The organism is Limosilactobacillus caviae (assembly GCF_014635905.1).
Lineage (GTDB): Bacteria > Bacillota > Bacilli > Lactobacillales > Lactobacillaceae > Limosilactobacillus > Limosilactobacillus caviae.
Window position 1 is genome coordinate 198,915 of the sequence record NZ_BMDS01000001.1, and the last position, 18,700, is coordinate 217,614.

The following is an 18,700-nucleotide window of genomic DNA, read 5'->3' on the forward strand; positions in this document are numbered from 1 at the left end:
TTAGAAGAAGCAGTTAAGTCAAAGCTTTTCTGCTTCTTTTTTATATAAATAAATGTGAAAATAATATATTATTTATTATAAATAACTTTCCAGGGTTCATTACTAGTTGTATGATTAGTAATAGTTAAGTAAAGAAATTGAGGAATTAGAATGAAAGCATTTCGTGAAGCGATGAGTTGGATTATTCCCATTTTAATTGGGTTAATAATCGCATTAGTAATAAAGCAGTTTTTCTTCCAAATTGTTCGTGTTGATGGACCATCCATGCAACCCAATCTGCAAAACAATGAACGGGTATTCTGCTTGAAAACCGCTAAAATTCACCATGGAAGCGTAGTTGTTTTTGATGCTAATGGTGTTGATCCGCAAGTGTCAGTAAAAACGGATTATGTTAAGCGAGTGATTGGTCTTCCTGGAGATACTGTTAGTTCAAAGAATGGTAATATTTATGTCAATGGTAAGAAGATCAATCAAGACTATATTAGTAAGAGTCAACGGACAACGGGAACTGGAAACTGGACTTTGCGTAGTATCTCAGTTCAAAATAGTTGGCTGAAAGATAATGGTGCCACTAAAGTTCCGAAGGGTGAATATTTTGTTCTTGGTGATCACCGGAGCGTTTCAAATGATGGTCGTTACTGGGGATTTGTGCCTAAGAGTAAGATTGATGGGGTTGTAAAGGTTCCATCATGGTCAGGTACAAAGACAACTCGAGAAAATGTTAATAAAGAGTGGCAACACTTTTATGATAAGTAATAAGAGGGCGCACGACAGAAGTTATTTCACGTCCTTATAAGCATAAAAAGGCTACCAGCGTTCGGCATTGCCGGGCACTGGTAGCCTTTTGTGTACTGCGATATTTGTATGTCAAGAACTAGATTGGGAATAGGATAGTTTTTCTTTTTAACGCAATATAGACTTCTTTTAAACCTTTTACAACAATGGAATTAAACGTCAGAATATTTGTAATCGCTTTCGTGATACAATGTTAATAAATACGCTAAAGGTGGGAAAATCATGGCAGAAGGAACATATGAACAGGTAATTAATGAATTAGATCGTTTAGGAATTAAGTATGGAATGGTTGATCATCCAGCAGCGGAGACAACAGAAGAAGCAGATAAGTACATTGAAGGGCACGAGGGCGTACGAACCAAAACAATGTTTCTAAAGGGAAAGAAACATCATTTTTACTTAGTAATTATGGATGATAAGAAGCCGATGAATTTCAAAGAGTTTGAGGAATTGACGGGTGCTAAACGAGTTTCAATGGCCCGGCCTGATGACCTTAAGGAACAACTTGGCTCACATGCAGGGGTTGTTTCGCCATTTGGTTTAATGAATAATGAGGCACATAATGTTCAGGTTTACTTTGATAAGGACATGCTTGCTGAATCGCCTGAATTAACGTTCCACCCCAATGTTAATACCCATACGATTTTTATTAAGACGTCTGACCTGCTTGATTTTATTAAAGAACAAGGATATGAACCAGAAACAATTGATTTATAAGGGTTCTCATTTTACATTCATTGGAAAAGTAACGACAATGGTTTTATAGGATGAAGCTTTGGTCGTGAAAGGATGATAAAGATGATTTTAGATGAGACAATTACTCTTAATAGTGGCGTGAAGATTCCAAAGTTTGCATTAGGAACCTGGATGATTGAAGATGCGCAGGTAGCCGAAGCAGTGCGTAACGCAATTAAAATTGGTTATCGGCATATTGATACGGCCCAAGCATATGGAAATGAGCGTGGAGTCGGTGAAGGTGTGCGGACAGCTAGCATCGATCGCAATAAGATTTTTGTTACCTCAAAAGTTGCTGCAGAACATAAGGATTATGATGTAACGAAGAAATCAATAGACGAAACGCTTGAAAAAATGGACCTTAATTATATTGATATGATGATTATTCACAGTCCACAGCCATGGAAAGAAGTAAATCAATCTAATAACCGTTATCTCGAAGGAAATCTTGCAGCCTGGCGCGCAATGGAAGATGCCGTTAGTGAAGGTAAAATTAGAACAATTGGCGTTTCTAATTTTGGGCAATCAGACCTTGAAAATATTATCCAGAATAGTAATACGGTTCCGGCGGTTGATCAAGTATTAGCACATATTGGTCATACGCCATTTAATCTCCTTTCATTTGCTCGAGATCATGATATTGCTGTTGAAGCTTATTCGCCTGTTGCCCATGGAGCTGCTTTGAACAACTCAGTAATTGAAAAGATGGCTGAAAAGTATAATGTGTCAGTTCCACAATTGTGCATCCGTTACGATTGGCAACTAGGGATGATTGTATTGCCAAAAACTGCTAATTCAGAACATATGAAAGAAAATGCTGCAATTGACTTTGAAATTTCAGAGCCTGATATGGACCTATTGAGACGGGTAAAACCATTGGATTATGGGGATGCGGATGTATTTCCTGTTTATGGTGGTAAAATGTGATTCTAATTAAAATTTAATTTTATCCTTGATTTTATGAGAAAATGTGATAACCTACTAAGTAATCAATTGAAATAAATAAAAACATTGATCGAGACAAGCATATAATATTCGATTCAGAGAGCCGGTGGTTGCTGAAAATCGGTAGAGAATATTAACTAGGCTAATCCCTCGTGAGTTGTATTTCGAAAATTTTAGTTAGTAGAATGTACTGGTAGCACCCATTATCGTGTCAGCTGATTGTTACAGTTAGTAACTGTTGGTGAGAGGCAGCGCTATGCTGTGAAGAAAGGTGGTACCATGCTAAAAAGGCATCCTTTTAGTTCCGAATAACGGAGCTGAGGGATGCCTTTTTGTAGTTTTATATAACATTTAAGGTGGTGGTGGATATGTCTGATAGCGACATTATTAATATTATAAACTTATTAGAAAATGAAGAGAAAACATAAAAATAATTAAACGAAAGGGAGTTTTCAATATGACAAGAAAAGTAGCAGTAGTTGGAATGGGACACGTAGGAGCAACCGTTGCTCATTATTTAGTTGCTGGTGGATTTGCAGATGATTTGGCATTGTTTGATACTAATGAGGCGAAAGTAAAAGCAGATGCGCTTGACCTTCGTGACGCAATGGCAAACTTACCATTCCACACTAATCTAACTGTAAACGATGATTCTCAATTTGCGGACTGTGATGTGGTTGTTTCAACCCTTGGAAAGTCGAAACTTGTTGATACTCCCGACCATGACCGATTTGCTGAATTTAAATTTACACGGACACAGGTACCATTGGTTGCTAAGAAATTAGTTGATAATGGTTTTCACGGCAAGCTTGTTGTTGTAACTAATCCTTGTGATGTAATTACCTCAATGTATCAAAAGTTCACCGGACTGCCAAAGAATCACGTAATGGGAACAGGGACTCTGCTTGATTCAGCACGGATGAGGGCCTGTGTTGGGGAAGCATTGAATGTTGATTCCCGATCAGTTGTTGGTTTTAATTTAGGTGAACATGGTAACTCACAATTTACTGCTTGGTCAACGGTACGTGTTCTCGGGAAACGAGTCTTAGATTTAGTGGAAGAACGAAACTTAGACTTAGCCAATATGGAGGAACGCGCTCGCCAAGGTGGCTATTTGGTTTACAAAGGGAAGAAATATACTAACTATGGGGTAGCAACTGCAGCAGTTCGCCTAGTTAATGCGGTTCTAAGTGACTCGCGAACTGAAATGCCTGTTTCTAACTACCGTGAAGAATATGGCACTTACTTATCCTATCCTGCCGTTGTTGGTCGTGATGGGGTTGTTGAACAATTGCAACTAGACTTAACAGATGTCGAAAAAGAAAAACTTGCTACTTCGGCTAAGTACATCAAAGACCGTCTGAAGAGTGAGGAAGAACGATTGGCTGAAAATGAGGCCTAAAAAAATATATTAGAAGTGAATACACATACAAAAGGAAGCTATTCTTAAAGTGGAGTAGCTTCCTTTTGTATTGAGCAAGTTTGTTAATTTTGCTATCCTAACCAATAGAAATGGAGGAGTAGCTGTGGCAAATGTATTAACTAAACGTGTTTCACTAGTTGAGTTATTTTATGATTTAGTCTTTGTTTATATGATTTCGCGGGCAACTGAATTATTGCATCACCTGCATCATGGAGTTTTAACCCCAGTAACACTAGTGATCTTTTTCTTAGTAATTATAGTATTTATCAATTCGTGGATGGTCCAAATGGTTTTTACTAACCGCTATGGAAAATCATCGTGGACAAACATTATTTTTTCATTTATTGATATGGCAATTATTCTTTACATGTCAAATGCCTTTACTGCCACCTTTGATCAGCATTTAGCAACATTCTTTATCGCTGCTGGGTTGCTTTCAATGACCCTGTGTTTGCAATACCTAATTACCTATTTTCAAGTACAAAAGGAAATTGATAAGAAAATAACGATTGCTTTTACGGGAATTCTTGGTTTTCGGACAGTTGTTCTTTTTGCCGGCGGGTTTTACTATAATCCGGTTGGTATTACGGTCGCATTGGCTGGAATTATCATTAGTTGGCTTGCACCCGCGTTTACTGGAAGATATACGCATCATCATCCGATCATTTTTTCACATATCCTTGAACGACTCACCGCTTTAATTATCGTAATGTTTGGTGAGACGATTGTAGGAATTGCGAACTACTTTACTCAGGAAAACTTAGCGTGGTCATCAGTTTTCATCTTTATCGTCGTTGTTGGGCTTTTCTTCACTTATATCGTTGAATTTGACCATTTGATTGATGAGCATCGTAAGCAGGAAACGGGCAACCTATTAATTTACCTGCATTACTTCATTATCTTTGGATTAAGTTTAGCGACTGTTGCCTTGAAATTTATTAATGAACCAGAAGCCAACGTAATTTTTGCAATTACAGTTCTTTATCTCGGGGTCATATTATTCTACATTGGACTAGCAATTGCCGATTACTATAATCAGCCGCAATTACATGTTGGCTGGCCAGTGAGATTAGTATTTACTTCAACTACGATTATTGGATATGTTCTAGTATTAATATTTAATCAGTTAAATGTTATTGCGTTAGTTACAGCAGTGGTAATAGTAATGAATGCTGTTGTACTAGTTAAGTTTTTAATCAATAGGATAGGTGAATAAAGAAAAATAGGAGTTGGACAGATGCTAGACTATGAACAATTAAAGGAACGATTTGCTAAAAATACTAATGTTGACCGTGCCAAGCAAATGAAAAAATATATGCGGAATCAATTTGAATTTTATGGTTATCAGACTAGGAAACGAAAGGCACTTTATCATCGCCTCCTACTTGCAGAGAAAAAGCAGGATCAGATCGACTGGGAACTATTAGATCATTGTTGGCAAGATCCGTATCGCGAAATGCAGTATTTTGTTTGTGATTACTTGATTGCGATGAAGAAGAAACTTAATTTTACGGATATTAGCAAAATTGAAAGATATGCGCGGAGTAAGCAATGGTGGGATACAATTGATACATTAGTCAAACCACTTGGTTACCTAACATGGAGTGATCCACGTGGCGATAAATTAATGTTAGAATGGTCCCGAGATTCAGATTTTTGGATTCGTCGTGTGGCAATTGAATATCAATTATTAAGAAAACAAGCAACTAATACTCAGGTGTTGAGTAAAATCATTCAAAATAATCTGGAAAGTGATGAGTTCTTTATTAATAAAGCAATTGGCTGGGTGTTACGTGATTATTCTAAGATCAATCCAGAATGGGTACGTGATTTTATTAAACAGAATCAGCAAAAGTTAGCACCATTGTCAATTCGTGAAGGATCAAAGTATTTGTAATTATGTAATTTATTCCACTGATTAAAAAATAATTAGAAAAATATTGACATTTTCTAATTTATAACGTAATATACTTAGTAAATAAACGGTATGAATAACCACTAAGAATAGGAAATTAGCTTTGCTTTAACTAGTCAGCGAACCCGAGTTAGTGTGAGTGGGGATAGGGAAGTAAAGTGAAAGTAGCCTAGGAGTGCCTGAGGTGAGAGTAATCGTAGCTTTAGGCGGGTGCGCCCGTTATAGCGTCAACGTATCTAGTTCACTATGTACGGGGTAAGGGAATAATAGTAATATTGTTCTAAAGTAAGGTGGTAACACGCGTGATAGCGTCCTTATAAGCAAAATGCTTATAAGGACGTTTTTTTGTACCAATATTAATTTAATATTTACCGAGAGGAATGGTTAAAATGGAGACAACAAAAGCGAGTATTAGACAGTCAATAATTATCGCATCACTTATTTTCGGAATGTTATTTGGGGCAGGAAATCTTATTTTCCCGGTTCACTTGGGTCAATTAGCTGGCAGTAACTGGCTAATCGCGAGTAGTGGCTTTCTATTTTCCGGAGTGTTACTGCCTTTAATGGCGCTGTTAGCAATTAGTATTACCAGGTCAAACGGGATTTATGACCTTGCATTGCCGAATGGCCGTTACTACGCACTTATCTTTTTAATTCTCATTCATGCTACGTTAGGACCACTGTTTGCAACTCCGCGGACAGCAACCGTTCCTTATGAAATCGGGATTGCTCCTTATTTATCTACGGCAGCTAATACTTGGGGATTATTAATCTACTCAGCAATTTTCTTTAGTTTGGTTTACCTTTTTTCAAATCATGAGGGAAAGATCACTACTTTAATCGGTAAAGTTTTAAATCCCTTGTTCTTGTTATTATTATTCCTTATTTTCTTATTAGCATTCATTAATCCGCTCGGTTCAGGAAATACTGCTAATATAACCGCAGCATATACGAGTCATGCTTTCTCTAATGGCTTTTTGCAAGGTTACAATACTATGGATGGCTTGGCAGCATTAGCTTTTGGAATTACTATTATTACTGCAATTAGAGAACTCGGCATTAAGAAGACCCGGCAAATTTCACTTGCAACGGCTAAGAGTGGTTTTCTCGGAATTGCGGGAGTTGCAATTATTTATTTAGCTTTAATTTGGTTAGGGGCAACCAGTTTACATCAATTTAAGCTGGCAGCTAATGGCGGAATCACCCTTGCCCAAATCTCTCATCACTACTTAGGAACGGCAGGCGATGCGATTTTAGCAACTTTAGCAACTATTACCTGTATGACATCAGCAATGGGGTTAGTAATTGCCTTTTCACAAGATTTCCATCGCCGGTTTCCTAAAATTTCATATCGAACATTTTTACGAATCAATTGTGGATTATCATTCCTATTTGCTAATTTAGGACTTAACCAGATTATTGCATGGTCAACGCCAATTCTGATGTTCCTCTATCCGTTAGCAATTACCTTAATTATTTTAGGGCTACTTTCACCACTGTTTAAGAATGACCGGCTCGTTTACCGAATTACAACTGGGTTTACCCTAATTCCAGCATTTTTTGACATGCTAAATGCGTTACCAGCTGGGTTACATGAAAGTCGATTATTACAGACACTGCTTGCTTTTGCCCAACAGTACTTCCCATTTTTCAATTTAGGCTTTGGGTGGCTGGCCTTTGGGATTGCAGGATTAATTCTTGGATTGATTTGTCACGCACTAAAAGGGAGAAAACGACCAGAACTAATTAGCGATTAGCTGATCGGTGTGGCTCGAATGCAAATAGATAAAATAGTTTAGACGGTTTGATTGCGGAATTCCGCGGTTAGGCTGTTTTTGCGTGCAATAGTCCTAGCGATTTTATTTTAAATAACTGTCATTCTTAAAGCGGTTTCATTTTATAATAAAAAGAGGCTTTAAGCGAAAGGAGCGAGGATGATGCCTAAACAGACATTTATAAACGGCAAAATTTTTGTTGGGGACAATGAAGACCATTTTGCAAACAGGATGATAGTTGAAAATGGAAAAGTTAAGCAAGTTGGTGATAATCTTCCTGTTGAGGGAGAGACTATTGATCTCCAGGGACAAACAGTTTTGCCAGGTTTAATTGATTGTCATACGCATCCCAAATATATTGCCGATGCACTTCACGGGGTTGCATGCACGCCGCCGAATGTCAATAGTATCAAGGAAATGCAAGCAGCACTCCGTAATTCTCCAGCATATGGTCAAGGAGAAAACGTCTGGATTGAAGGATGGGGCTTTGATGAAACGAAACTAGCAGAGCACCGTAGCCCGACCCGTGATGATTTAGATGCGGTTTCAACAACTCAGCCAATTTTTATTTATCGTTCTGACTGCCATTCATCAGTTGGAAATTCAAAGGCACTGAAACTTGCTGGAATTAATGAAAACACCCCCGATCCGGTTGGTGGGAAAATTGAACGGTTCGCTGACGGACGACCGACCGGCTTTATGCGCGAGGTAGCCGCATCCCAGTTACTTATTCGGGCTAAATCCGCGCAGAGCTATGAAAATGATGTCGCTAATATGGTTAATAGTTCTGATCATTACCTTAAAGAGGGAATTGTAGCAATTGGTGAAATGATGGGGCGGATGAAGCCATACACCTCGTTAAAACTGTATCAGGATGCAGTTAAACAAGGATTTACTCCTAAGGCATCTATTTACTATGTTTTTGACGAAATTGATCCACAGGTTGGACTACAACCAAGCGGGAATGAAAAGCTTCGTGTTGCTGGAATCAAAGTATTTATGGATGGTAGTATCTCTGGCGAAACAGCATATAATAGCGAACCATATCCTTCTGGTAAAATGGGTGTTAGTCTAACATCGACGGAGAAACTTCAACGGGCGGTTATGATGGCTCGTGATAATAAACTTCAATTAGCGGTCCATGCAATGGGGGATAAGGCCATTCAAACGGTAATTGAAGTGACAAAAGATATGGAGCCATGGTTAACAACGATGCCATCGGTACGGATTGAACACGCGTCTTTAATGAGTGATTACATGTTTGAAGAGATTGCTAAGAGTAAAATGAATTATGCTTTAGTTACCCAGCCGATCTTTTTCTTTGCGGAGGATGAATCATACCGCCATTATCTTTCACCAGCACAGTTTAAACTCGCTTACCGTGTTAAATCGATGTTAAATTCTAAGGCAATATTAGGATTAAGTTCAGATGCACCGTGTACGCCATGGGCTGAACCAGATAGCCCGTTTTATAGCATTTATGCGGCTGTAACGAGGAAAGCAGCCAATAATGATGTGGTTAACGCTGAAGAAGTGATTACTGTTCCGCAAGCTGTTCTTGGTTATACACGAGATGGAGCTAAAATAGGTGGTTTTACTGATAATGGAACGCTTGAAGCAGGGAAGGCAGCTGATTTTGTAATCCTGAATAATGACATTTTTACGGTTTCACATGATGAACTTAAAAATATTCGCGTTAAAGAAACCTGGATGGCTGGAAAAAGAGTTATGTAAAAATAGGCTTCAATTGCTAGACAAATGTCTGAGCTTTTGAAGCCTATATTAAGTTATTATGCTGTAAAAATTGCTGTAATGATTTTAATCCCGTCGCTAATTCTTCCATTGATTTACTAGCAGATAACGAAACGCGGAGAAAATGTTCATTTGAGGCGGCATTAATTTGGAATCGTTCAGAGCTAAAGCAACGGATATTAATTTTAGCAAGGGCTGGTTCAATTTTTGGTCCGTCTTTAATATTTTTAAGCGGTAATCGGCGAAAGAAAGCGTAGTCTGTTAATTGCTTTGTCGGCGCAAAAGGAAAGTATTGGTTAAAAAGCAAATTTACTTGTTTGGCAAAATTAATTTTATTTTGGACGATTTGCTGAACAACATGCTCGTTTATTGCCGTGCTAGCAATTGCCGCATTAAGCGTCGAAGTCTTAACTGTAGTATTAAAAAAGCCATTCTTTATTTGCTGGGAAAATTGTTGCGGAAATACTAAATACCCTATTCGTAAGCCGGAAGCGAGAACTTTTGACATACTACAAACGTAACAAGTCTGGTCGGGAATTATCTCCATCAGTTTTAGGGGGTGTTCTGGATTGACTTTACTAAGAAAACTTAGATAGTCGTCCTCAATTACCTTTAGCTTATACTTTTTAGCAATAGCTGCAATCTCTTTTCGCCGAGCATTCGAGAGAATTTTACCAGTTGGATTACTATATTCGGGCATGAGATAAAGACCGCTTAGATTATTAGTTTGGCAGGCTTGTTTCAATGCTTCAACATTCATACCGCCGTGGTCATTTTTAATTGCTATGAGTTGTAAATTATTCAACTGGGCCGTCGCAATTAAATTAGCGTAAGTAAACTCATCGACGGCTATTTTATCACCACTAGAAAACAAGGTCATTAAAAGGAGTGTTAGTGAATTTTCACCACCCGCTGTAATAAGAATTTGCTGACTAGATATTAGGTTGACACCAAGCCAGTTCACATAATTACGAAAAGCCTCCTTATCAATTGCACGTCCAGTTGGTGAATCATAGGTTAAAAGGTGTGCTGACCCTTGTTTAACAGTGTTGTTAAGGATGTTATCAAGCAGGTAATTGGTTTGCTCAAATGAAGCGACAAAGCCAAGATCGATGGTTCGCGTCAATGGTGAAGCAGTTAGTGGGTCAATACCATTAGAATTAACAAAGGTTCCCTTGCCGTGAATTCCATAGGTTAGGCCCAGCTGCGCGCTTAGTTTATAAGTACGGGTAACGGTAGTGAAGTTAATGTCGAGATAATCGGCTAGTTCCCGTTGTGGCGGTAGCTTTGTGCCAGGAGTTAATCTTCCTTGTTCAATAGCCGTTTTTAGTTGGTTAAGGAGACTCTTATAAATCGGTCGAGTAAGTTTGCTTTTATCAGGATACCAAGTGAGTTGGTGGTGTGAAAAATCATTTATTGGCATAGTTAACCTCCAATATTGTAATCCATACAATTAATAGCTTGTATGGATAAAATACTCCTGTTTAAAATAAATTCAAGTAATTTTAAGAAGGGAGAATTCATGAATGAGAAATGAAGCACGTTATGCCTTTCATAAAACCAGTCCGGTAATGCTTGGCTTTTTATTTTTAGGAGCAAGTTACGGCATTTATATGCATAAATTAGGTTTTAATTTTTTATACCCGCTTTTAATGGCTGCGACTATTTTTGCAGGATCCGTTGAATTTATCATTGGAAACTTATTAGTCCAGAGTTTTCAGCCGTTAACAGTCCTCGTCTTAACTGCACTTGTTAATTCCCGACATATTTTTTATGGGATTACCATGTTGAAAAAATATTCCAATACTGGCAAATTAAAGCCAATTCTGATTTTTGGAATGTGTGATGAGTCTTTTTCCCTAAATGCGACGCTAAAAATTCCCGACAACCTTGATCACTCGTACGTTTATTTCTACGTAACCGCGTTTAATTATTTTAGTTGGGTCGTTGGTGCTGGATTAGGCGGTCTGCTTGGCGGAATGATTAATTTAAATCTAGCCGGCTTAGATTTTATAATGACCGCTCTTTTCATCGTCCTATTTACTGAACAATTAAAGAATGCGCGAACTCAGCGGGATGCATTGATTGGCTTAGTATTTGCCATTATTTGTTTGTTATTCTGTAGTAAAAATGTTTTCTTATTAGTAACATTAGTGACGCTTGTAGTCCTATTTTCATTGAACTATTTAATTATGAGGAGAAAAGATGACATTAACTGAACAAATTATCTCAATTTTAATCGCGGCGGCTGTGACGATGGCAACCCGCTTTATTCCATTTTTAATCTTTGACCAGTCAAAAGAATTATCGCCATATCTTGAAGAACTTGGCAAATTCCTTCCGGCAGCCATTATGGGTGTACTAGTTATTTATTGTTACCGCAACATTTCATTCAGCGAGCCTAGCAAGGCATTATTAGAAATAGTTGCAGGGCTAGTAACGTTGTTTATCCATTTGTGGAAAAGAAATATGCCGTTATCGATTCTAGTAGGGACAGGTTTTTACATGATTTTGCTAAACTTTGTTGGCTAAAACCTATTTAAGTCGTGGCTATGATATTCTTGGATAAAAAGGAGATATAAAATGACAGTATTATCAGAGGATATGTTTGCGATTTTTGACCAGCCGGAGTTTTCTTTTAAGAAGATTAAAGAAAATCATTCCCCAGCAGAAGTTGCGGAGTTAAAGAATACTTTTAAATCAGTTTGGCAAGGATGGAAAAAAGTAAATCAGACAGTCGCTAGTCAACTACCAACTAACAAGTTTGCCAAAGTTCATGTTGAAAGTTGGACTAATGGTTGGAATTTACGTGATCACTATTGGGCATCATATCGATTGAGTGAAATGGCGAATGCTAATCCATGTATTGGCGTAATGCTTGATAGGAAGCAGCTGCAGATTTATTTAATGTTTCAGCATTATAAAAGTGAGCAACGTGAGGGAACCCCAGCTGCATATAATCAATTGTTAGCAAAAATACCGCAATGGGCACGGAATCTGGATAATACTAATTGGTATCTCTGGGATAAGGATGAGATGGAATTTGATGACCACCTACCGTTAGCAAAATATTTGGACAATCAGGATATTCAACAACAATTCAATAAGGAAGCGCAACAATCGAGTTTTTTGCTTGGTAAATTTGCTTTTCGTAAACGAGATGATGTTGAGAACATGGAAGAATATATTTTAACCGCCATTAAGGAATTACTGCCACTATATCAGCAACTTTTGTAATATACACAAGGCGGATATATTATTATCCAGTAATTCGCTTAGATAACAAAAAGGTTCGTAGCATTGGGTGCCGCGAACCTTTTTGTTATGTTATTCAAGTTCAACGTTATTAACGTTTTGCATTGTTGCTAAGTCTTCAAAGACTTCTTCTGACAATGCTCTTGATTTTAATTCGCCGAAAATCCGACAGGTTACTTTGCCATTGTCATAATTATAAACCACGTATTTAAGCGGTGCTTTGAAATACTTATCATTTAATTCGTCGATGATAATGTGCAGGTCACTGATAGTTCCATTCAATGAAATAAAGCATGAAAAGCCATTGCCTTGCCGTAAAGCAAATTGGTCGATATACTTTCCCAAAATTTCAGCCAGTAAGACGCAAGCAGTACCAATAATACCGATACTATAGAGTCCGCTTCCATATGCAAGGCCGATTGCTCCTGTAACCCAAATACCAGCCGCCGTCGTTAAACCATCAATTATCTGATCATGGCGGTTAATAATAGTTCCGGCACCAAGAAACCCAATTCCGCTAACAACTTGAGCAGCAATCCGTGAAGGGTCAACTGCCCAGTTACTATGCGTGATTTTGAGCAAGTCAAAGAAACCATATTTTGAAACGATCATTACAAGGGCAGCTCCTAAAGCGATTAATGCATGGGTCCGAATTCCGGCATTTTTTGCTTTACTTTTTCGCTCAAAGCCGATGATTCCGCCACACAAAGCTGCTAGTAACATTCGTAAACACCAATCAAGCTCTTGCATAATCCCGCCTCCCGCTAAAGCTATTACTTTAACTATAGCATGATATCAGGTGGAACCTAAAAGAAAGGGCTTGCTAGTCCAGTGATGCTAATAAACGCTGGGTAAATAACTTAGCCACTTTAGATTGGGTGACATTCTTTTTCCAAATAATATTTGTTGATTCAGAAATAGATGGTGAAAGCGGACGGAAGGTGAGTTCGCTATTGCTTGAAGTGTTAAGAAGATTATCGAAAGTAAGTATGTAGGCACTCCCTTGTTTAACCATTAACTCCGCATTAAAAACTAACGTGTAAGTACCAATAATGTTAATTTCTTTTCCTACGTTACCCCACCAATCTTGGAAGCGGTGTTCATCAAGAGCTTGTTCGGATACCAGAAGAGGGAGGCCAATAAGATCAGCAGGTCCAATAACATTTTTTTGAGCAAGGGGATCGTCTTTTTGCATGGCTAATCCCCACCGATCAGTTTCCGGTAATTGAAGATGATGGTAACTGTCAAGACTACGGTGAGCCATTAAGACCGCAAAATCAATGGTACCGTGTTTTAATGCAGTTTCCATTTCATCAGCATTGCCACTGACTAGCCGAATTTTAACATCAGGATAGTCCTGAATAATTCCGCTTAGTACTTCCATAATCCGCTGCATTCCAATACTTTCGCCAGCACCAATTGAGAGTGTTCCAGTAACAACTTGTTCATTTTGAATATTAGTGGCTGTTTGGTCCGCAAGTTGAATAATTTCTTTTGCACGGGCTTGGAGATACTCGCCTTCGTCTGTTAAGGTAATTTGTCGATGCCCGCGGATAAATAATTTGACACCAAGTTCACTTTCTAAATCTGCAAGCTGCTTTGATAATGTTGGTTGAGATACTAGTAGTTCTCGAGCAGCTTTCGTAATATTTCGCTGTTGGGCGACAGCGAGAAAGTAACGTAAAACCCGAAGTTCCATTTAATCCTCTCCCATAACTAAAAGCTATTTTTTATCATATTATATAAGTATTTCACATCATAACAAAGGAAAAATATAATAAAGACAGTTAATTAAAGGAGGTGAGTGATAATTACAAAGCAGTTAAAAGTGGATCAACGATTATTAGAGCAGAATCAACGGCTGTTACGGCATCTGAATACGTCTTGTTTAAATGATCGACAAATCAAGCAGTTGTTAAATGAAATTTTTGGTTATCAGATAGACGATAGTAATCAGTTTTTATTACCGTTTTACAGTGACTATGGTCGAAATATTAAACTTGGCAAAAACATTTCAGTCAGTTGCAATGTCACGATGGCAGATAAGGCCGGAATTAGGATTGGTGATAATGTTGAGATTAGTTCTTCGACTTCACTATTAACCGTTGATGGTAACCAAAGCGGACCGATTGTCATCGATTCAGGTGTAAAAATTGGTGGAAACGTAATTATTTTGCCGAATGTTCATATTGGAACTGATGCGGTAATTAGTGCTGGGTCAATTATTACTCACAATATTCCAGCAGGAGAAAATATTTCATACGTATATGAGGAGAGATAATAATGCAAGAATTACATTTAACTCAAGAATGGGATAAGGTATTTCCTAAAAGAGATAAAGTTGATCACAAAAAAGTAACTTTTACTAACCACTTTGGTATTACTTTGGCAGCAGACCAATACACACCTAAGAATTACGAAGGTAAGTTACCGGCATTAGCGGTGGCAGGACCTTTTGGCGCAGTCAAGGAACAGTCTAGTGGCTTGTACGCTCAAACGATGGCGGAACGGGGATACTTGACAATTGCCTTTGATCCTTCCTTTACTGGTGAAAGTGGTGGAGATGTGCGTGATGTCTTCTCGTTAGATATTAACACCGAAGACTATCAAGCAGCAGTAGATTATTTGAGTAACTTAGATAATGTTGATCCAGAAAAGATCGGAATTATTGGTATCTGTGGTTGGGGAGGAATTTCCCTGAATGCTGCTGCCATTGATCCACGGATTAAGGCGACTGCTGCGGTAACAATGTATGATATGCCACGAATCGGAGCAAAGGGTTACTTTGATCAAGGAAATGCTGATGACCGTTATGCAAGCAAGAAGCAAATTGCTGAACAACGCACTAAAGAATATGGTAAAAAGAATTTAGCTAAAGCCGGTGGTTGCTACGATTATCCAGCTCCTGATGATCAACCAGACTTTGTTAAGCAATACAGTGCTTACTACAAGACAAAGCGCGGTTACCATAAGCGTTCCGTTAACTCCAATGAAGGCTGGGTATTGCAGAGTCAACCAGCTTGGATGAATACTAAGATCTTGGTTCACCCCGAAGATCTTAAGAATGCAGTTTTGATTGTTCATGGTGAAAAAGCCCACTCACGTTACATGGGTGAAGATACCTTTAAGAAGTTAAAGGGTGACAACAAGGAATTAGTGATTGTGCCCGGTGCAACCCATACTGATTTATACGATGGTGGCGATCATAACTACATTCCGTTTGATAAGATTGATAGTTTCTTTAAGAAAAACTTAGGCTAATAAAAAGCTTGCGACTGAATTTTGATCGCAAGCTTTTTAAAATTCTATTTTTCGTAAACGGAGCGTTTTAATACTCCAACGTAAGGAAGGTTACGGTAAAGGCCATTGTAGTCAAGACCGTAGCCAACAATAAACTCATTAGGAACGGTAAAACCAAGGTAATCAATCTTTACTGGGGCTTCCCGTCGCTCCGGTTTATCGAGAAGTGAACAAATCTCAACACTTTTTGCGCCACGACTAGCAAATAGTTTATTTAAAAACTCTAAAGTATGTCCGGTATCAATAATGTCTTCAATCATTAAAACAGGTCTGCCACTAACGTTATGGGAAAGATCACGCAATAAACGTACTTTTCCTGATGACTCAGAGCTATCTTCATAGCTGGAAACATCAACATAATCGATATTCAACTTAAAATTAAGTCTTTTCATTAATTCAGATGCGAACATCATCGCACCAGTCATTACTGGAACAATAACCGGAAATTCATCATGATACTTAGCGGAGAGGGTAGCTGCTAATTCGTCGATTCGTTGGTCAATCTGTTCTTGAGTATATAAAACTTTTTCGATGTCGTTATTCATTCTAATTCTCCCTTATAATGTTCGCTATTTACGAACGATATAATTGGTTGATATTTATTAACGTTAGCATTTTATCATAAATGAAATGAATTTAAAGGGTATTTGAGTGAAAAACTTAATATTCGCTAAAATTTTGAATAACATTTAAACTTAAGACTAGGTAACTTATATTATTAGGCTAATTTCTTTAGAATTAAAATGAGAGGGTGATTGAATGGACACAACGACAATTTTATTGGTTGAAGACGAAGAAAGCTTAGCAAGCTTTATGACTACCGAATTAGAACTAGAAGGATACAAAGTTATTTGCGCAAAGGATGGTCAAATGGCATTAGACCTATTCAATAAAGAACAGATAACGCTAATTTTACTCGATTGGATGTTGCCAGAGTACGATGGTTTGACGGTCCTTCGCCGAATTCGTAAGGTAAGTGATGTGCCAGTTATTATGATTACTGCAAGAAGTCAAACGTCCGATATCAGAATGGCACTTGACCAAGGGTTAGATGACTATATTACGAAACCATTTGAAATTGAAGAACTCTTAGCACGGATTCGGGTGATCTTACGCCGATTAAAACGAGAAAACAAATCAGCCCACTTATATCGTTTTGGGCCATTTAAATTAGACCTGTTAAAACATCAATTTTTAGTTAATGATCAAGAAGTCCATTTGACACCCAAAGAATTTTCTCTTATGTATTCTTTAATGAAAAATCCAGGTGTTGTCCAGACACGGGATGACCTGCTTAATCAAATCTGGGGTTATGAATTTGATGGACAAACAAATACCGTGGATGTTTATATTCGAGCTTTGCGAAATAAGCTAGGTGATTATCGTAATTTAATTAAAACGGTCAGGGGAATTGGCTATGTTTTAGGTGATCGATCATGAGAAAAAACCATCCGATAACGGCAGCTGGTCAGTTAACACGGCTCTTTCTTACGTTATTTATTACAGCTTTGGCAATAATTAATATCCTTTTTGTAATTAATGCAGGACATTTGATCTATCAGTATGCGGACGATCAAGCAGATGAAATTATTGAGACAATTGAAAAGGATTGGGCAACTAGTAGTAATCGAGAAAAACTATTAGAAGCTTATGTTGCTCGCCAAGATGACGATGCAATTGAAATTACAGACCATCATCAAAAATTTCGGACGCATAAAGCACATAAGATTTTTAAACGAATTAATAACCAAGGGATTAGAATTAAAAATTTAAGAATTACACACCATGGAGTTTACTATCTGCGCCAGGAAAAGATGGCTAATAGTTATGTTAAAGTTGCGATTAATGTTGATGACCTTGTTAAATTAACGAATTGGTTACTGGGATTAATGGTTGTAATTAATTTAGCAGTAGTTCTGCTATCAATTCCATTAATTCGTCACTTAGCACATCGGTGGACTAAACCATTAACTAATTTGAGTTTACAAACTAACAACATTAATCCGCAGAGTAGCAAATTACAAATTTTAACCGTTCCCGAACAACCTATTGAAGTAAGTAATGTTGCTAAATCATTTAATGAGTTACTTGAACGTCAATTTCAAGCAATTCAACGTGAAAAGGAGTTTATCACTAACGCTTCGCATGAATTGAAGACACCATTAGCAGGAATTTTAGGGCACGTAAACTTAATTAAACGCCATGGTGATACGCATCCAGAATTAATTAAGAAATCTATTGGATATATTGATCAAGAGGCACATCGAATGCAACGCTTGGTAAACGAGTTATTGATATTAGAGGGACATCAATCAAAAAATTCACATGACTTAACTGATTTGCCAGCAATTATTAAGACAGAAATAACCTCCTTGCAAGGAGCATATAAAAGAAAATACATTATGAATATGCCAGAACGGTTAGAATATCAAATAGTAACTGGTGATTGGCAAAGTCTTGTTCACAATGTATTGGAAAACGCGGCAAAGTATTCACCGCTTAATTCGATAATTAAAGTTAGTTTGCATTCAATAAACAATCAAATTATGTTCCAAGTAATAGACCAGGGTTGCGGTATTGCCAAAGAAAATCGGCAAAAAATTTTTGAACGCTTTTTCAGAGAGGATACGTCACATGCTAGTCGCATTGCAGGTTCTGGAATTGGTTTAGCGATTGTAAAAAAGATTGTTGAAAAATATAAGGGTGAAATTAAAGTGCAGTCTAATCAGCCACAAGGAACGATTTTTACAATTTATCTTCCTCAACAAAAATGAAGATTTTTTCATCATACCTTCACCTAATTTT

19 protein-coding genes and 2 other annotated features are annotated in these 18,700 nt (G+C 37.7%); of the genes, 15 read left to right on the forward strand and 4 right to left on the reverse strand.

The genetic code is table 11. The features are described from left to right. The first annotated feature begins 150 nt into the window (after positions 1-150). From lepB to IEU90_RS00655, 8 genes are all read left to right on the forward strand, one after another. Positions 151-756 carry a signal peptidase I gene (gene lepB / locus IEU90_RS00620; RefSeq protein ID WP_153709405.1) on the forward strand — a complete coding sequence of 202 codons (606 nt, stop codon included), beginning with the start codon at positions 151-153 and terminating at the stop codon, positions 754-756. Positions 757-1,017: 261 nt separating this feature from the next. Next, positions 1,018-1,512: a prolyl-tRNA synthetase associated domain-containing protein gene (locus IEU90_RS00625; protein WP_188357581.1), complete on the forward strand. Its 495-nt coding sequence runs from the start codon at positions 1,018-1,020 to the stop codon at positions 1,510-1,512. A gap of 81 nt (positions 1,513-1,593) precedes the next feature. Then, a complete protein-coding gene (locus IEU90_RS00630) occupies positions 1,594-2,457 on the forward strand; it encodes an aldo/keto reductase (RefSeq protein ID WP_188357582.1) in 864 nt (287 codons plus the stop codon). A 75-nt stretch (positions 2,458-2,532) separates the two neighbouring features. After that, positions 2,533-2,776: a binding site (T-box leader), on the forward strand. A gap of 156 nt (positions 2,777-2,932) precedes the next feature. Beyond that, positions 2,933-3,877 carry an L-lactate dehydrogenase gene (locus tag IEU90_RS00635; RefSeq protein ID WP_153709402.1) on the forward strand — a complete coding sequence of 315 codons (945 nt, stop codon included), beginning with the start codon at positions 2,933-2,935 and terminating at the stop codon, positions 3,875-3,877. Between the two features lie 124 nt (positions 3,878-4,001). Next, positions 4,002-5,114, forward strand: a complete 1,113-nt coding sequence (locus IEU90_RS00640; RefSeq protein WP_188357583.1) for a low temperature requirement protein A — start codon at positions 4,002-4,004, stop codon at positions 5,112-5,114. Between the two features lie 21 nt (positions 5,115-5,135). Next, positions 5,136-5,795, forward strand: a complete 660-nt coding sequence (locus tag IEU90_RS00645; protein ID WP_188357584.1) for a DNA alkylation repair protein — start codon at positions 5,136-5,138, stop codon at positions 5,793-5,795. Between the two features lie 94 nt (positions 5,796-5,889). Next, positions 5,890-6,132: a binding site (T-box leader), on the forward strand. Positions 6,133-6,202: 70 nt separating this feature from the next. After that, positions 6,203-7,570 (forward strand): branched-chain amino acid transport system II carrier protein, encoded by a 1,368-nt coding sequence (brnQ, locus tag IEU90_RS00650; RefSeq protein WP_188357585.1) that lies wholly within the window; start codon positions 6,203-6,205, stop codon positions 7,568-7,570. Between the two features lie 180 nt (positions 7,571-7,750). Continuing rightward, a complete protein-coding gene (locus IEU90_RS00655; protein WP_188357586.1) occupies positions 7,751-9,322 on the forward strand; it encodes an amidohydrolase in 1,572 nt (523 codons plus the stop codon). A 43-nt stretch (positions 9,323-9,365) separates the two neighbouring features. Here IEU90_RS00655 and IEU90_RS00660 read toward each other — a convergent pair whose 3' ends face one another. Beyond that, positions 9,366-10,763 (reverse strand): aminotransferase-like domain-containing protein, encoded by a 1,398-nt coding sequence (locus tag IEU90_RS00660; RefSeq protein WP_188357587.1) that lies wholly within the window; start codon positions 10,761-10,763, stop codon positions 9,366-9,368. A 103-nt stretch (positions 10,764-10,866) separates the two neighbouring features. On the opposite strand from IEU90_RS00660, the gene IEU90_RS00665 reads away from it, so the two are divergent. Genes IEU90_RS00665 through IEU90_RS00675 form a run of 3 tightly spaced genes read left to right on the forward strand, consistent with a single transcriptional unit; the run spans position 10,867 to position 12,577 of the window. Then, positions 10,867-11,559, forward strand: coding sequence for an AzlC family ABC transporter permease (locus IEU90_RS00665; protein WP_153709398.1), 693 nt, complete (start codon positions 10,867-10,869; stop codon positions 11,557-11,559). After that, positions 11,546-11,872, forward strand: a complete 327-nt coding sequence (locus IEU90_RS00670) for a branched-chain amino acid transporter permease (RefSeq protein ID WP_153709397.1) — start codon at positions 11,546-11,548, stop codon at positions 11,870-11,872. The genes IEU90_RS00665 and IEU90_RS00670 overlap by 14 nt, the downstream gene beginning before the upstream one ends. A 51-nt stretch (positions 11,873-11,923) precedes the next feature. After that, a complete protein-coding gene (locus IEU90_RS00675) occupies positions 11,924-12,577 on the forward strand; it encodes a glucose-6-phosphate 1-dehydrogenase family protein (RefSeq protein ID WP_153709396.1) in 654 nt (217 codons plus the stop codon). A 90-nt stretch (positions 12,578-12,667) separates the two neighbouring features. Here IEU90_RS00675 and IEU90_RS00680 read toward each other — a convergent pair whose 3' ends face one another. Both IEU90_RS00680 and IEU90_RS00685 read right to left on the reverse strand, forming a co-directional pair. Further along, positions 12,668-13,345 (reverse strand): MgtC/SapB family protein, encoded by a 678-nt coding sequence (locus tag IEU90_RS00680; RefSeq protein WP_163705153.1) that lies wholly within the window; start codon positions 13,343-13,345, stop codon positions 12,668-12,670. 73 nt (positions 13,346-13,418) lie between these two features. After that, positions 13,419-14,294 (reverse strand): LysR family transcriptional regulator, encoded by an 876-nt coding sequence (locus tag IEU90_RS00685; RefSeq protein WP_153709394.1) that lies wholly within the window; start codon positions 14,292-14,294, stop codon positions 13,419-13,421. Between the two features lie 105 nt (positions 14,295-14,399). Here IEU90_RS00685 and IEU90_RS00690 point away from each other — a divergent pair, with 105 nt between their 5' ends. Together IEU90_RS00690 and IEU90_RS00695 are read left to right on the forward strand one after the other, a co-directional pair. Next, positions 14,400-14,876 carry an LbetaH domain-containing protein gene (locus tag IEU90_RS00690; RefSeq protein ID WP_153709393.1) on the forward strand — a complete coding sequence of 159 codons (477 nt, stop codon included), beginning with the start codon at positions 14,400-14,402 and terminating at the stop codon, positions 14,874-14,876. 2 nt (positions 14,877-14,878) lie between these two features. Next, on the forward strand, positions 14,879-15,856 hold the full coding sequence (locus tag IEU90_RS00695) for an alpha/beta hydrolase (RefSeq protein ID WP_153709392.1): 978 nt from the start codon (positions 14,879-14,881) through the stop codon (positions 15,854-15,856). 44 nt (positions 15,857-15,900) lie between these two features. Here the strand turns inward: IEU90_RS00695 and hpt are convergent, their stop codons facing one another. Beyond that, a complete protein-coding gene (gene hpt, locus IEU90_RS00700) occupies positions 15,901-16,440 on the reverse strand; it encodes a hypoxanthine phosphoribosyltransferase (protein WP_153709391.1) in 540 nt (179 codons plus the stop codon). A gap of 214 nt (positions 16,441-16,654) precedes the next feature. Here hpt and IEU90_RS00705 point away from each other — a divergent pair, with 214 nt between their 5' ends. Beyond that, positions 16,655-17,335, forward strand: coding sequence for a response regulator transcription factor (locus IEU90_RS00705; RefSeq protein WP_153709390.1), 681 nt, complete (start codon positions 16,655-16,657; stop codon positions 17,333-17,335). After that, positions 17,332-18,669 (forward strand): sensor histidine kinase, encoded by a 1,338-nt coding sequence (locus IEU90_RS00710; RefSeq protein ID WP_188357588.1) that lies wholly within the window; start codon positions 17,332-17,334, stop codon positions 18,667-18,669. Before IEU90_RS00705 ends, IEU90_RS00710 begins: the two co-directional genes overlap by 4 nt. Positions 18,670-18,700 lie beyond the last annotated feature (31 nt).

What these genes read in the sequence shown, in the direction of transcription:
- hpt (WP_153709391.1), bottom strand. Translation starts at nt 16,440, where the DNA reads ATGAATAACGACATCGAAAAAGTTTTATATACTCAAGAACAGATTGAC.
- IEU90_RS00625 (WP_188357581.1), top strand. Translation starts at nt 1,018, where the DNA reads ATGGCAGAAGGAACATATGAACAGGTAATTAATGAATTAGATCGTTTA.
- IEU90_RS00630 (WP_188357582.1), top strand. Translation starts at nt 1,594, where the DNA reads ATGATTTTAGATGAGACAATTACTCTTAATAGTGGCGTGAAGATTCCA.
- IEU90_RS00685 (WP_153709394.1), bottom strand. Translation starts at nt 14,294, where the DNA reads ATGGAACTTCGGGTTTTACGTTACTTTCTCGCTGTCGCCCAACAGCGA.
- IEU90_RS00660 (WP_188357587.1), bottom strand. Translation starts at nt 10,763, where the DNA reads ATGCCAATAAATGATTTTTCACACCACCAACTCACTTGGTATCCTGAT.
- IEU90_RS00695 (WP_153709392.1), top strand. Translation starts at nt 14,879, where the DNA reads ATGCAAGAATTACATTTAACTCAAGAATGGGATAAGGTATTTCCTAAA.
- IEU90_RS00635 (WP_153709402.1), top strand. Translation starts at nt 2,933, where the DNA reads ATGACAAGAAAAGTAGCAGTAGTTGGAATGGGACACGTAGGAGCAACC.
- IEU90_RS00680 (WP_163705153.1), bottom strand. Translation starts at nt 13,345, where the DNA reads ATGCAAGAGCTTGATTGGTGTTTACGAATGTTACTAGCAGCTTTGTGT.
- IEU90_RS00645 (WP_188357584.1), top strand. Translation starts at nt 5,136, where the DNA reads ATGCTAGACTATGAACAATTAAAGGAACGATTTGCTAAAAATACTAAT.
- IEU90_RS00670 (WP_153709397.1), top strand. Translation starts at nt 11,546, where the DNA reads ATGACATTAACTGAACAAATTATCTCAATTTTAATCGCGGCGGCTGTG.
- IEU90_RS00655 (WP_188357586.1), top strand. Translation starts at nt 7,751, where the DNA reads ATGCCTAAACAGACATTTATAAACGGCAAAATTTTTGTTGGGGACAAT.
- IEU90_RS00705 (WP_153709390.1), top strand. Translation starts at nt 16,655, where the DNA reads ATGGACACAACGACAATTTTATTGGTTGAAGACGAAGAAAGCTTAGCA.
- IEU90_RS00710 (WP_188357588.1), top strand. Translation starts at nt 17,332, where the DNA reads ATGAGAAAAAACCATCCGATAACGGCAGCTGGTCAGTTAACACGGCTC.
- IEU90_RS00665 (WP_153709398.1), top strand. Translation starts at nt 10,867, where the DNA reads ATGAGAAATGAAGCACGTTATGCCTTTCATAAAACCAGTCCGGTAATG.
- IEU90_RS00675 (WP_153709396.1), top strand. Translation starts at nt 11,924, where the DNA reads ATGACAGTATTATCAGAGGATATGTTTGCGATTTTTGACCAGCCGGAG.
- lepB (WP_153709405.1), top strand. Translation starts at nt 151, where the DNA reads ATGAAAGCATTTCGTGAAGCGATGAGTTGGATTATTCCCATTTTAATT.
- brnQ (WP_188357585.1), top strand. Translation starts at nt 6,203, where the DNA reads ATGGAGACAACAAAAGCGAGTATTAGACAGTCAATAATTATCGCATCA.